This is a genomic window from Pseudoduganella sp. R-32 (assembly GCF_049913245.1).
Taxonomy (GTDB): domain Bacteria; phylum Pseudomonadota; class Gammaproteobacteria; order Burkholderiales; family Burkholderiaceae_D; genus Rugamonas.
This window is the reverse complement of the sequence record NZ_CP183987.1, coordinates 5798678-5812179: the sequence shown is the minus strand read 5'-3', so window position 1 is coordinate 5812179 and position 13502 is coordinate 5798678. Positions and strand designations below refer to the sequence as shown.

The following is a 13502-nucleotide window of genomic DNA, read 5'->3' as shown; positions in this document are numbered from 1 at the left end:
TAAATGCGAATCATTCGCATTGCAAGTGAGGGGAACCCTTAACTGCGCAGCAGGGCTTCGATGGCGCCGACCAGTTGTTGCGGGTCGAGCGGGTGGGACAGCACGCTGCGTTTGCGTCCGGCGCCCAGCGTTCCCAGCTCGTCTTCGTCATCGGGGCGGATCAGCAGCACCGGCAGCCCCGGCGCCATTTCCAGCGCATCGCCCAGGAAGGCCAGGCGGCCGGCCTCCAGCAAGCCCAGCTCGCACAGCACCAGGTCGAACTGATGGCCGTCCAGCAGCACGCCGGCATCCATTGGATTGGCAGCCGTGCTGACGGAGTAGCCGCTGTGTGCCAGGATGGCCGCCACCAGCCCGGAATTCTCGGGCGCGGCGTCGAGCAGCAGCACGCGGGACCGTGCCGGCGAGGCCAAGGGCGCCGCGGCCGCTGCGGATGGCGCGGCCGGCGCCGCAGTGGCGGGCACCGGTTGCGCGCTGGCGCGGCGCAGGTGCGCCGGAAGGAAGGATTCCAGGGCCGGAATCAGCACATCCGGCTCCATCGACTTGGGCAGGCAGCCGGAGAATCCGGCGCGGCGCAGGGCTGCGCAGCCGTCGGTGACGGGGAGCGCGCTGGCTGCCAGGATCGGAATCGCCTGCGTGGCTGGATCGGCGCGCAGCCGCGCCAGCACGCCCGGCCCGTCAAGCTTGGGCAGATGCAGGTCGCACAGGATCAGGTCCGGTTTTTCGCTGGTGGCCAGCGCTACCCCCATTTCACCGTCGCTGGCGCACAGCGGGCGATGGCCGAAGGCCTGCAGCAAGTACGTCATCAGGTCCATATTGGCCTGGTTGTCTTCAATGATCAGGATGCGTGCCGACATTTGAGCGCAAGCGTGAAGGTGCTGCCTTTGCCAAAGTCGCTGCTGAAGAACAGCGAGCCGCCGAGGAGGTTGGCCAGGTTCTGGCTCAGGTACAGGCCAAGCCCGGCGCCTTCCGCATGCCGCGTCGACGTGTTATCCAGCTGCGAGAAGGCCTGGAACAGCTTGGCCTGGTCCTCTTCCTTGATGCCGCTGCCGCTGTCGGTCACGCTGAACTCCGTGATCACAGCCTGCTCTTCGTCAGTGCGCTGTTTCAGCGCCAGCTTGATCATGCCCTTTTCAGTGAACTTGATGGCGTTGTTGGCCAGGTTGATGATGATTTGCGCCAGCGCGCGGCGGTCGGTCTGCAGAACGATCGGCTGCTCCGGCATGTCGATGAAGACTTCCAGGCCCTTTTGCGCGGCCAGCGGGCGCAAGGTATCGGCCACTTCGCCTATCAACTGCTGGCAGTGCACGGATTCCACCGTCAGGGTGACCTTGCCGGCTTCGATCTTGGCCACGTCCAGGATGTCGTTGATCAGCGAGAGCAGGTGGCGCGCGCTGGAACGGATGGTGTTGAGCTGGCGGTCCTGTTCGTCGGTCAGCGGGCCGGGAAGCTTCATCAGCAGCGCCCCGGTGAAGCCGATGATGGCGTTCAGCGGCGTGCGCAGCTCGTGCGACATATTGGCGATGAAGGCCGACTTCATGCGGCTGGCCTCGGCCAGTTCCAGGTTCTTCAGCGCGATCTCGCGGTTGATGGTTTCCAGCTCGCCGGCATGGTGCGCCAGGCGCATGTTCAGTTCGATCACCTGCCGCTCGCGCGCCTGCAGCTCGCTGTTGACCTGCACCGCTTGCTCGTAGGTCGAGATCAGCAGGTCGAGGATCTGCTGGCGTTCTGCATTGATGAAGTGTTTCTGGTCGCCCAGGTAGAGGGCGATGCCGACCTCCATGCTGGAATTCTTGCGCAGCTTCTGGTTGACCAGCATCTGGCCGATGCGGTTCAGCAGGTAGTCCTCGGCGTAGGGCTTGCGGATGAAGTTGTCGGCGCCGCATTCGATGCCGCGGATGATGTCCTTGGGATCGGTCAGCGAGGTCACGAGGATGACCGGGATATCGCGCAGGGCCGGATCGGCCTTGACGGCACGGCACAGCTCATAGCCGTTCATCTCGGGCATGACGATGTCGGACAGCACCAGGTGCGGCTTGTGTTCGCGAATATCGGCCAGTGCCAGCTTGCCGTTGGCCGCCACCCTGGCATGATAGCCCGAGGACCGGATCAGCCGCCGCAGGCGCTCGGCCTGGGTTGGACTGTCCTCCACGATGAGTATTTCCAGCTCATCGGGCTCGATTTCGTAGCTGGAGTCCAAGTCACCTCCGAAATGGTTGGGTGTTCAGACTATACCGTTTTTTCACCCGCCTTGGAAACCGCCGTCACGATAGGTGATGACCAGGGTGTCGCGGTGGCCATGTTCGGCCAGCGGCTGGATCGGGGTCGATTCATGGATGACAGCCGCGTCGTCCAGCAGCAGCATGGTCCAGGGCTCGGTCATGGTGAAGCGCTTGCCGTTCGGGCCGTCGGCCTCGAACACGCGGGTTTCGCCGCCCTTGATGCCATGGCGGCCGACCAGCAGCACGGCCACGAAGTCGACGCCATCGCGGTGGGCGCCTTCCGGGGTCGGGCGGCCGATGCCGTCGGTAGTGTCGATGCGGAACTGGTGGGCTTCCACGTACCAGGGATGCTGGCCGCGTACCTGGGCGCAGGCCTGGCCGATGGCGGCCAGCAGCTTGGTCCACGCCTGGTTGGCGACCGTTTGCGGGGCAATGGGTTCGAACAGGCGGCGCATGCCGCCGTGCAGGGCGTTGTATTCGACCGGCTGCCAGTGGGCGCGGTGGGCAGTCTGGTCCAGGGCCAGGCCATCCTGCACGAAGCAGGAGTGACGGCGGCGGCGATAGCGGCCGCCGTCTTTCAGGTAGTTGTCCGGTGCCAGGTCGTCCCAGCTCGGGACCAGGGAATTCAGTTCATCCAGGGAGCAGCCGGCCAGGCTGGCCACGTCGGCCGGCTTGAGCAGGGCGTAGCCGGCGCTGCGCAGGGTGAGGATCAATTGGGGCAGTGGCGTCATCATGCCCCTTATTGTACTTAGAATGCGTAATTCAGGCTGAGGCGGAAAGATCTCGCCTCGATCGGGTGGAAGTGGATGTCCGCCCGGGCCTCGGCTTCGCCGCCCAGCCGCGATGCGTAGAAGTAGTCAATGGCCGATACCTGGCGGTTGGCGAGGTTGAAGCCTTCCAGCTCCAGCGTGGCGCGTGCGGCCAGCTTGTAGGCCAGGCGGCCGTTGACGGTGGCGCTGGCTTTCGAGCGGACGGAGTTGTCTTCCACCAGCGGGCGCGGGCCGAACCAGCGCAGGCGCAGGGAGCCGGACCAGGGGCCTGCCGGGGTGAGAGTGGCGGCCAGCTGCGCCACGCCCTCTACCGCGCCGGGGATGCGCTCGCCCTCTGGCGCCGCCTGGCGGAAGCGGCCGCGCGCAAACGCCAGGTCGGCATCAAGCGACAGCCATTTGAACGGCTTGTAGTAGTTGGAGAACTCGATGCCGTAGCGGCGGCTCGGGCGGCCCGCTTCGGTGCTGCCGGCGTCGCCGAGGTAGATCAGTTCCGAGTCGAAGTCCAGGCGGTACAGGGCCAGCACCGTTTGCAGGCCCTTGACTGCTTCGCTGCGCAGGCCGAATTCGAGGCCGCGCGAACGGGCCAGGGGCGTGGCCGGCTCCTGCGCCTGCGTCACCCCGCGCGCGTCGTTGCTGTGGAAGCCGCGGCCGGCGTTCAGGTAAAACTCGGTGCGTTCCCATGGCCCGAAAGCCAGGCTGATGCCCGGGCTCGCCAGCGTATCGCCGGCGCGTGCCTGGCCGACGCCGAAGCGGTAGCGGTCCAGCCGCGCGCCGGCTTCGCCGCGCAGCCATGGCGTGACCCGCAGGCGCTGCTGCAGGTAGAGGGCGGCGCTGGTTTCGACGATATGGTCGGCGCGGACGGTCGCCAGCACCTGGCGCGCCTGCGTATGTTGCAAGGCATTGAAGATATTGTCGTTCTGCGCCTGCAGGCCCAGCGTGGTGCTCCACGCCATATCGTCCATATGGTCATGCCAGCTATGGCTCACATCGAAACCGCTGGTCACGCGACGGTCCGGCTGGGCGAACTGGTCGCCATGCAGCGGATCGTCCAGGAAATACGTGAAGTTGGAGAACAGCTCGAGCCGGTTGTTGATGACGTAGGCGTTGGCGCGCGTGGTCTGCTTGTCGTCGCTGCGCGCCCAGGCGGCAGAGAGACTGAAGCGGCGTGCCTGGCCGCCGTCCGTCAGGTCGATCCCGTCGAAGCGGCCCAGCAAGCCATTGTCCACGGCGCGCTGTGGAATCTGGTCGGTGGCGTTCCATGCGCCGCGGTAGGCCATGGCGGTGATGGTGTAGCCGTTGTTGGCAAAGCCTTCGCTGTAGCGCAGCACGGCGTTCAGCTTGCGGTAGTTGTCGCCGCGCGTCCATGGGCCGTCGTTGTGCACGGCTTCCACTGCGTACAGCAGCGATCCCTTGTCGCCGGATTCGCGCGAGCCCGCCAGGAGGGCGCGGCCGTAGCCGTTCTGGCCTGCGGTGGCGCTGGCCTGGTCCTGCGGCAGGCGGCTGGAATAATTGATCGCCGTGGCGCCGGCGGAGGAAAAGTCGCCGTTGCTCGCGTTGTACGGCCCCTTGCTGTAATCGAGCCGCGCCACCAGTTCGGGGATGATGAAATTGAGGTCGGTCCAGCCCTGGCCATGCGCATGGCTGCGCTGGTTGACCGGCATGCCGTCCACCGTGGTGCGCAGGTCGGTGCCGTGATCGAGATTGAAGCCGCGCAGGTAGAACTGGTTGGCCTTGCCTTCGCCGCTATGCTGGCTGGCCACCAGCCCAGGGGTTGCCTCGAGCAATTCGCCCGGACGGTAAATGGTGCGCGCCTCGAGCTGGCGCTGCAACACGCTGCCCATGCCGGCCGAATCGGCCACGCCAAGCTGGCTGGCGCGCGCGCCTTCGACCAGCACGCGCTGCATGAAGGGATCGTCGGCATGGGCGGCCGCCGGCGCGAGCAGCCCGGCCAGCGCGAGGGCTGGCAGCCGCCGCCTCTCAGGGAAGCGGCTGTTCACGACGATCGCGGTTGAAGACGATGGAAGCGGCCGGGCGGCCGGGGCCGCTGACGTTGACGTTGTTGACTTGCTGCGGCAGGAAATCCGTCAGCACGCCATCGCGCAGGACGGCGCCAGGCGGCAAGGCGGTCTTTTCGATTTCCTGGAACACGTTGATGCTGTCGGCATTGGCTTGCATGCCGACCCACTGCAGCGCCACCGGCTTGCCGTTGACGCTGATGCGGAACTGCTTTTCGAGGTAGCGACGGAACACGGCCTGATCCTCCTCCAACCCAAGGTCGAACTGGCGCTGGTACAGGTTCATCAGCAGCGCCTCCACATCATGCGCCGTGTAAGTATGAACCACTTCCGTGCTGCCTGAGCGCGGATTGAAGCTGATCTCGGTCAAACCCACGTGAAAATTATGGGCTTGGGCGGCGGCGCTGCACCAGAGCAGCGCCGCCGCGAGGACGGCCTTGAAACGCATCATTCCTTTTTGGCGCCTTCCTTGTCGCCTTCAGCATCCTGCTTCTTCAGCGGCGTGTTGAAGTCCTTCATCATGTTTTCCGGCTGGCGCGACTTGAACAGCTCCAGGCGGGAAGGCGTCACCTTGCGCGGCCAGGCATTGTTCGACTGGTCGATGTCGGCGGTTTCCCAGTACGGGTCATGCACCAGCGACAGCAGCGGCTCGTCGGTCACGATCACCTTGGTGATCTTCTTCGGCGAATAGCGCCATACTTCGGCGGGAATGCGCTCGATATACTTCTTGCCCGACTTCAGTTCGATCTGCAGGATCAGCGGCGTCACCAGGCCGCCCAGGTTCGAGAAGTCCACCAGGTACAGGTGCTTGCCCTGTGCCAGGAGGTCCTTTTCCCATTGTTCCAGCTCTTTGGCCTGCTCGGCGTACTTGTTGCGGTCTGCGTTGGTGACGGTGTAGTCGTCGTGCTCGTTGTAGAAGTCTTTCAGGGCCGGCTGCTCGTCCACCTTGCGCACCATGCCTTTGTTGCGCTGGTCGATGATGGAGACCGGCTCCGCATCATGCTGCGCCTTCTTCCAGGCCTTCTCGGTTTCCGGATTCCTGGTGCTCACGCCGTACTCGCTGATGCCGTCGATCGACACGTCGACCGCATCGGTGGTGTAGAACCAGCCGCGCCAGAACCAGTCAAGGTCGGTGCCCGACGCGTCTTCCATGGTGCGGAAGAAGTCGGCCGGGGTAGGGCGCTTGAACTTCCAGCGCCGAGCGTATTCGCGGAAGGCGTAGTCGAACAGCTCGCGGCCCAGCACCGTCTCGCGCAGGATGTTCAGCGCAGCGGCAGGCTTGGCGTAAGCGTTGTTGCCGAACTGGAGCAGCGACTCCGAGTTGGTCATGATCGGCACCTGGTTCTTCGAACGCATGTAGTCGACGATGAAGCGCGGATCGCCGCGGCCGGCCGGGTAGTTGTCTTCCCAGGCTTCCTGGGCCAGCGACTGGACGAAGGTGTTCAGGCCTTCATCCATCCAGGTCCACTGACGCTCGTCGCTGTTGACGATCATCGGGAAGTAGTTGTGGCCGACTTCGTGGATCACCACGCCGATCAGGCCGTACTTGGCGCGCTTGGTATAGGTGATTTCACCGGTCTTCTTGTCCTTCACTGGACGCGGGCCGTTGAAGGAGATCATCGGATACTCCATGCCGCCCACCGGGCCATTGACGGAAATCGCGGTCGGGTACGGGTAATCCAGGCTGTACTTGTTGTACTGTTCGATGGTGTGGATGATGGCGGCGGTCGAATACTTCTCCCACAGCGGGTTGCCTTCCTTCGGATAATAGGACATGGCCATCAGGTTGCTGCCATCCCTCTTGTAGCCCTGCGCATCCCAGATGAACTTGCGCGAAGAAGCCCAGGCGAAGTCGCGCACGTTCTTCGCCTTGAAGTGCCAGGTCTTGGTTCCCTTGGCCTGGTTCTTCTCGGCCTGTTCGGCTTCGGCCTGGGTCACGATGACGACCGGGGTCTTGCTGGTGCGGGCTTTTGCCAGGCGGTCGCGCTGGGCCGCAGTCAGAACCTCGCCGGGATTCTGCAATTCGCCGGTGGAGGCCACGATATGGTCGGCCGGCACGGTGATCTGCACGTCATAGTCGCCGAACTCCAGCGTGAATTCGCCGGAGCCCAGGAACTGCTTGTGCTGCCAGCCGTACACGTCATAGTAGGCGGCCATGCGCGGGAACCACTGCGCGATTTCGAACAGCGCGTTCTTGTCCTCTGCGAAGTACTCGTAGCCGGAGCGGCCGCCAAGGACTTTCTGCTCATTGATCTTGTAGGTCCAATCGATGGAGAAGCTGAACTTCTCGCCCGGTTTCAGCGGCTGCTGCAGATCGATGCGCATCATGGTGCGGTTGACGGTGTACTGCAGCGGAGCCCCGCCGGAACCCTTGACGGAACCGATCTTGAAACCGCCATCGAAATCGCGGCCGGCCAGGATATTGCGCAGGCCTTCATACTTCATGCCTTCTTCATCGCTCTTTGCCCGGCCCCAGGCCTCGCGCGAAGGCGCGGTCATGGTCATGCGGGCATCGGAATCCGGCTTGTAGATGTTCTGGTCAAGCTGCAGCCACAGGTAATGCAGGGTATCCGGCGAATTGTTGTGGTAAGTGACCTGGCCGCTGCCGGAAATGGCGCGGTTGGCCTCATCCAGGGTGGCGCGGATGGTGTAGTCCGCGCGCTGCTGCCAGTAGGCATGGCCGGGAGCGCCGGAAGCGGTGCGGTACTGGTTGGCGGAAGGCAGCAGCTCATCGAGCTGGCGGAACTTGTCATCGAATGGTTCGGCAGCGAAAGCCGTCGCCGTCAGGCAAAGTGCGGCAAGGCCGAAATGAAAGCGTTTCATCGAATCCCCAAGCTTGTTGTAATAAATGCCGGGCTATTCTAGAGAGCTTTGTCCTGCGACACTTCGTTTATTTGTAAAAAACCTGAAACATCTGTGGTGAAAGTCGGAAAGTCGGGGTCAGGTCTGGCAATCCGCCATTTTGGCGGATTGCCAGACCTGACCCCGACTTTCATCTTTCACTTCAGGCGGTATTTCAGCTCTTCGCCGGCTTGGCGCATCGCGGCTTTGGTGCCGGGGACGTTGCTCAGCACGTTCAGCAGGCCGAAGTCGTGGATCATGCCGTTGTAGCGGACTGTGGCGGTTTCGACACCGGCGGCATCGAGCTTCTTGCCATACGCTTCGCCTTCGTCGCGCAGCACGTCGAATTCGGCGGTCTGGATCAGGGTTGGCGGCAGGCCTTTCAATTGCTCGGTCGTGGCCTGCAAGGGCGAGGCGTAGATTTCCTTGCGTTTGGCGAGGTCGGTGGTGTAATTGTCCCAGAACCATTTCATCGCATTGCGGGTCAGGAAGTGGCCATCGGCGAACTGCTTGTAGGAGGCGTTGTCGAAATCGGCATCGGTGACAGGCCACAACAGGACTTGGGCGCGCAGTTTCGGCTGGCCCTGGTCTTTCGCCATCAGCGCCACTACCGCAGCCATATTGCCGCCGACGCTATTGCCGGCCACTGCGAGGCGGGTGCCGTCGACGTTGATTTCCTTGCCATTTTTCGCGACCCATTTGGTGGCGCCATAGGCTTGTTTGATTGCCACGCCATAGCCGGCTTCCGGCGAAGGGGTGTAGTCAACGAAGACGGCTGCGGCGCCAGAGTTCACTACCAGGTCGCGCACCAGCCGTTCGTGGGTGGGGAAGTCGCCCAGCACCCAGCCGCCGCCGTGGAAAAACATGAAGACCGGCAGGGTGCCCTTGGCGCCGGCCGGGCGCACGATGTGCAGCTTGATCTTTTCGCCATCGACATCGATCACCTTGTCGGACACGTCGGCGGCAGGCAGTCTGGCGCCTTGCTGGGCGCCGGCCAGTACCTGGCGTGCATCGGCAGGGCTCAGCGATTCCAGCGGCTTGCCACCTTCCAGCGCTTTCAGGAATTGCGCGGTTTGCGGTTCTACGCCCGGCAGGCTAGCGGCGACGGCGGAACCGGCGAGGAGGGTAAGGGCGGAAGCGGCGATAAGGGTTTTCATGGCAAATCTCCTTTAGTTAACGATTAAATAGTGCGCTACTTAATTGGCTTTAAAAAATGCCCACACTGGCGACACCAAGGTGGGCACCAGACTGTTACGCGTTGTTCATCAGGCTGGTGCGCAGGACCGACAGCTCGCGCTGCAAACGAATCACTTGCTCCAGGTCGCAGCCGCTGGCGCCCAGCACGCAAGCCGGCAGCTTGGCACCCTCGTTGCGCAGCTCGCTGCCGTGCGGGGTGAGGGCAATGATCACCTGGCGCTCGTCTTGCGGGCAGCGGGTGCGGGTGATCAGTTCGGCCTGCTCCATCCGCTTGAGCAGCGGCGTCAGCGTGGCCGAGTCGAGAAAGAGGCGCTCGCCCAGGGCCGACACCGTTTGCTCGTCCTGTTCCCACAACACCATCATCACCAGGTATTGCGAGTAGGTCAGGCCCAGCTTGCGCAGCAGCTTGCGGTACAGCTTGTTCATCGCCAGCGAAGTCGAGTACAAGGCGAAGCACAATTGCTGGTCCAGCTTGGGAACCTGCTCGAGGTCAAATGATTTCGTATCCATGCCTGGCAGTATAGATAGTGCGCGATCTAATTGCAAGCAAATTTTTCCGTTGACCTTGCCTGATGAGGAATCTTTGACTATCGTTAAAGTGCCCGTAACCTGCGCTGGGCAAAGGGGATGACAATGAATCAAATGAATCACTATCATTCAGGCGCCTACCCAGTGCCCGACCAGCGAGGCCCGGAGCCCGTGCTTTTCCTGGTCGAACTGGACCCGCAGCGCGTCGTTGATGGTGTGCGCTACGACGAAAACTACCTGGCCGATGACGTGCTGGCCTGCGGCACCATGCGCGAAACCTGCCCGATTTGCGAAGAGGGCCACCTGCAACTTGTCCTGCGCCAGAAGAACGTGCGGGTGGCGCACCTGTTCTGCATCGAATGCACCCGTTGTTTCGGCGCTTTCCTGCCCGATGGCTCGCCGGCCCTCGCCGACTGAACATTCCCTGCGTATTGTTCCCGTGCGGTATCATGCCGCAATGAAGAGCCCAAAGACCAAGCCGCTGCTGCTGATCGTTGACGGATCGGCCGACCACCTGCAACAGCTCAGCCACCTGCTGGAAGACAGGTATGCCGTGCGCCTGGTCGAAGATGGCGACAACGCGCTTGCCTCGGCGGAGCTGTTGCCGCGCCCGGACCTGATCCTGGTCGACGTGGTGCGCGATGGCTTTGCGGTTTGCCAATGCCTGCGCGGCAATCCGGACACTGCCGGCATCCCGCTGATCGCCATGATCGAGCGCGGCCAGCCGGACCTGGAGCAAAGCGCCCTGGCCGAAGGCGCTTCCGACGTGGTGGCGCGCCCGCTGGTGCCGGAGCTGCTGCGCGCGCGCATCGCCACCCACCTGCAGTTGCGCGAGGCGCGCGCCAAGGTGCAGCGCCAGCGCAACCGGCTCAATGAACTGGGCCAGATCGCCGATGCCGCTGCCTGGGCCATCGCCAGCCTGGCCGAATGGCGCGACGAGGAAGACCCTTCGCACCTGCGCCGCATCCAGCACATCGTGCTGGCGCTGGCGCGCCAGTTGCAGGGCAACCCGCGTTTTGCCAATGAACTGGTGGAGGCCCATATCCCGCTGCTGTTCAAGGCAGCCCCGCTGCACGATATCGGCAAGGTGCGCATTCCCGATGCGATCCTGCTCAAGCCGGGCCGCCTGACGCCGGAAGAATTCGAGATCATGAAGCTGCACACGGTGCACGGCCGCGATGCCATCGCCGGGGTGGAGCGCGAGCTGGGCTTCTCCAACGCCTTCCTGCGCTTCGCGCGCGAGATCACCTACAGCCACCAGGAGCGCTACGATGGCTCCGGCTATCCGCAAGGCCTGGCTGGCGATGCCATTCCGGTAGCGGCGCGCCTGGTCGCGGTGGCCGATGTCTATGATGCGCTGGTATCCGAGCGCGTATACCGTCCGGCCTTTACCCACGAAACTGCCATCGAACTGATCCGCCAGGGCAGCGGCGAGCAATTCGACCCGGATGTGGTCGATGCGCTGCTGGCCGCCGAGGAACAGGTCAGGGAAATTGCGCTGCGATACCAGGATGCGACAGGGTAACAACGGCTGACCGTTTCCCTGGCGTATGAGGGATTTCACTATGCTATAGTCGTCTCCATAGTCCCGTCGGAGCAAGCATGCGCATACACGGATACCTGGCCTTTATTGTCGGTATTTGCGTTACCGTGTGGGTCTGCATGTTCGTGATGAATGTGCAGGACCGCCAGACCAATGAAGCCTTCCAGCGCGACACGCAAAAAATTGCGCGCGACACCCAGCTTCGCTTGCAAACCTACTTCGACATGCTGCTTAGCATTAAGGGCGTGTTCGCGGTGAAGGACGATGTCTCGCGCGTGGAATTCAGCCGCTATGTGCGCGAGCTGGACCTCAAGCGCCGCTATCCCGGCTTCCAGGCCATCCAGTTCGTGCGGCGCGTGCCATCCAGCCAACTGGATGCCTATGCGGTACGCATCCGTGCTGATGACAGCCTGCAAAGCGGCGGCTATCCCGACTACAAGGTGCATCCGGCTTCGGTGCGGCAGGAGCACTTCCTGATCGAATACAACGAGCCGATGAGGGGCAATGAAAACGCCTTCGGCCTGGACCTGGCCGCACTGCCTCCGCATTACAAGGCCCTGCAGCTGGGCAAGGCCACCGGCCGCGTGGTGGCCACCGAACGCATCACCCTGGTGCAGGACGCCAGCGGCCAGCCCGGCTTCGTTGCGCGCGCACCGATCTACCGCCGTGGCGCCTCGCTGTTGACGGAGCAGGAGCGCGACGCAGCGCTGGTGGGCTTTGTCGCCATTGTTTTCCGTGTCAACGACCTGATGTCGGAAACGATCGACAGTCCGATGCTGCAGCACCTTTATGTCAGCATCAACGATGCGGGCTACATCAACGACGGCGGCAAGATGCCGGCCACGGTCGACAACCTGATGTTCAACAGCTTCGGCAAGCTAGGTTCGGGCGAGCGCATGCCGGCGCTGCCAGGCCTGACCAGCAACATCCCTCTCGATGTCGGCGAGCGGCGCTGGATCATGAAATTCGAAGGCCATGCGAGCGAGCGTTATAGCCGCGACTTGAGGCTGATCACGGTGATCGGCCTGGCCGGCTTTATCATCAGTGCCCTGATCGGCGCGCAGATCATGACATTGCAGCGGCGCCGCGCGCTGGCGCAAAAGCTGCGCGTCACTGCCGACGAATTGCGTGCGTTGCAGGATAGCGCCATTGTCGGCATCGGCTTGTTCGCCAACGGGCTGATCGTGCGCTGCAACCGAGGGCTGGAAGAGATGATGGGTTACCAGCCGGGCCAGTTGGCGGGCCGCTCCTGCAATATGCTGACGGGCGGGCTGAGCGATCCCTTTGCCTGCGTGGCCGATGGCACGCCGATGCATTTCGAGCTGGAGCTGGCCAGCTCCAGCGGCCGGCGCCTGTGGTGCATGGTGAACGGACGCATGCTGGACGAGAATGAGCCGCGCAAAGGCTGCGTCTGGGTCATTATCGATATCACGGAGCGCAAGCAGACCGAGGCAGCGCTGGTCGACACCAAGCATGGCCTGGAGCGCAGCCTGAATGAGCTGGCACTGCAAAAGTCTAACGTGGAAATGGCGCACAAGGATCTGTCGGCCGTGCTGCTGACGTTGAAACAGGCGCAGGCCAACCTGATCACGTCCGAGAAAATGGCATCGCTGGGCGCGCTGGTAGCAGGCATTGCGCACGAACTGAATACGCCGATCGGCAACAGCCTGCTGACCGCGACGGCCTTGAGCGACATGTGCAAGGAGTTTGAGCGCCAGCTCTCCGAGGGCGGCATCAAGCGCTCGGCCCTCGATACGCATCTGAAGGATGCGCGTATGGCGTGCTCGATCATCACCAACTCCCTGACGCGGGCGGCTGACCTGATCCACTCCTTCAAGCAGGTGGCGGTCGACCAGACCTCCGACAAACGGCGTTCGTTCAACCTGCATGGCGTGGTGCACGACACGCTGGCGACTTATTCCGCCCAGCTGCGCCGTGCCAACTGCGAAGTGAAGGTGTGGATGCCGGAGACGCTCAACTTCATGTCCTACCCCGGCAGCGTGGGCCAGGTGCTGAGCAACCTGATCCAGAACGCCATCATGCATGCCTTCGAGGGCCGGGAGTCCGGGCATATCACCATCAGCGCCGTCGAGATGGACGAGGATAATGTCGAACTGCGCTTTGCCGATGACGGCAATGGCATGAGTGCACGCACGCTGCGCCAGGTGTACGATCCCTTCTTCACCACCAAGATGGGGCAGGGCGGGTCAGGGCTCGGCATGAACATCGTCTACAACCTCGTTACCGGCGTCTTGCGCGGGACCATCCACGTTGAATCCGAGCCTGGAAAAGGCACTACCGTGATCATGAACTTGCCGCGCCAGGTTCCCGCGAAGGAGGAACTGGCTGAAACCGACCTGCTTCATGCGCAGTAGTCGGGCAAAGCCAG

The 13502-nt window shown here is 63.1% G+C and carries 11 protein-coding genes; 3 read left to right on the top strand and 8 right to left on the bottom strand.

All coding sequences use genetic code 11. From position 1 onward, the window contains the following. Positions 1-38 precede the first annotated feature (38 nt). From ACN9MU_RS26600 to ACN9MU_RS26565, 8 genes are all read right to left on the bottom strand, one after another. A complete protein-coding gene (locus ACN9MU_RS26600) occupies positions 39-854 on the bottom strand; it encodes a response regulator (RefSeq protein WP_426343667.1) in 816 nt (271 codons plus the stop codon). Beyond that, positions 836-2197, bottom strand: coding sequence for a hybrid sensor histidine kinase/response regulator (locus ACN9MU_RS26595; protein ID WP_426343666.1), 1362 nt, complete (start codon positions 2195-2197; stop codon positions 836-838). The genes ACN9MU_RS26600 and ACN9MU_RS26595 overlap by 19 nt, the downstream gene beginning before the upstream one ends. A 42-nt stretch (positions 2198-2239) precedes the next feature. Then, entirely contained in the window at positions 2240-2953 is a 714-nt protein-coding gene (locus tag ACN9MU_RS26590) for a 2OG-Fe dioxygenase family protein (RefSeq protein WP_426343665.1), read from the bottom strand. A 14-nt stretch (positions 2954-2967) separates the two neighbouring features. After that, complete coding sequence (locus ACN9MU_RS26585; protein ID WP_426344906.1) at positions 2968-4893, bottom strand: TonB-dependent receptor; 1926 nt, start codon at positions 4891-4893, stop codon at positions 2968-2970. A 73-nt stretch (positions 4894-4966) separates the two neighbouring features. Beyond that, on the bottom strand, positions 4967-5455 hold the full coding sequence (locus ACN9MU_RS26580; protein WP_426164297.1) for a DUF6702 family protein: 489 nt from the start codon (positions 5453-5455) through the stop codon (positions 4967-4969). Next, complete coding sequence (locus ACN9MU_RS26575; RefSeq protein WP_426343664.1) at positions 5452-7827, bottom strand: M1 family metallopeptidase; 2376 nt, start codon at positions 7825-7827, stop codon at positions 5452-5454. Before ACN9MU_RS26575 ends, ACN9MU_RS26580 begins: the two co-directional genes overlap by 4 nt. A gap of 176 nt (positions 7828-8003) precedes the next feature. Continuing rightward, positions 8004-9002, bottom strand: a complete 999-nt coding sequence (locus ACN9MU_RS26570; RefSeq protein WP_426343663.1) for an alpha/beta hydrolase fold domain-containing protein — start codon at positions 9000-9002, stop codon at positions 8004-8006. A 94-nt stretch (positions 9003-9096) separates the two neighbouring features. Beyond that, positions 9097-9552 carry a MarR family winged helix-turn-helix transcriptional regulator gene (locus tag ACN9MU_RS26565; RefSeq protein ID WP_426164288.1) on the bottom strand — a complete coding sequence of 152 codons (456 nt, stop codon included), beginning with the start codon at positions 9550-9552 and terminating at the stop codon, positions 9097-9099. A gap of 123 nt (positions 9553-9675) precedes the next feature. On the opposite strand from ACN9MU_RS26565, the gene ACN9MU_RS26560 reads away from it, so the two are divergent. The 3 genes from ACN9MU_RS26560 (at position 9676) to ACN9MU_RS26550 (ending at position 13488) form a co-directional block, all read left to right on the top strand. Beyond that, positions 9676-9987: a hypothetical protein gene (locus tag ACN9MU_RS26560; RefSeq protein ID WP_426164285.1), complete on the top strand. Its 312-nt coding sequence runs from the start codon at positions 9676-9678 to the stop codon at positions 9985-9987. 40 nt (positions 9988-10027) lie between these two features. Further along, the gene (locus ACN9MU_RS26555; protein ID WP_426164282.1) at positions 10028-11095 is read left to right on the top strand and encodes an HD-GYP domain-containing protein; all 1068 of its coding nucleotides are present in this window, start codon (positions 10028-10030) and stop codon (positions 11093-11095) included. Between the two features lie 77 nt (positions 11096-11172). Continuing rightward, positions 11173-13488 (top strand): CHASE domain-containing protein, encoded by a 2316-nt coding sequence (locus tag ACN9MU_RS26550; RefSeq protein ID WP_426343662.1) that lies wholly within the window; start codon positions 11173-11175, stop codon positions 13486-13488. Positions 13489-13502 lie beyond the last annotated feature (14 nt).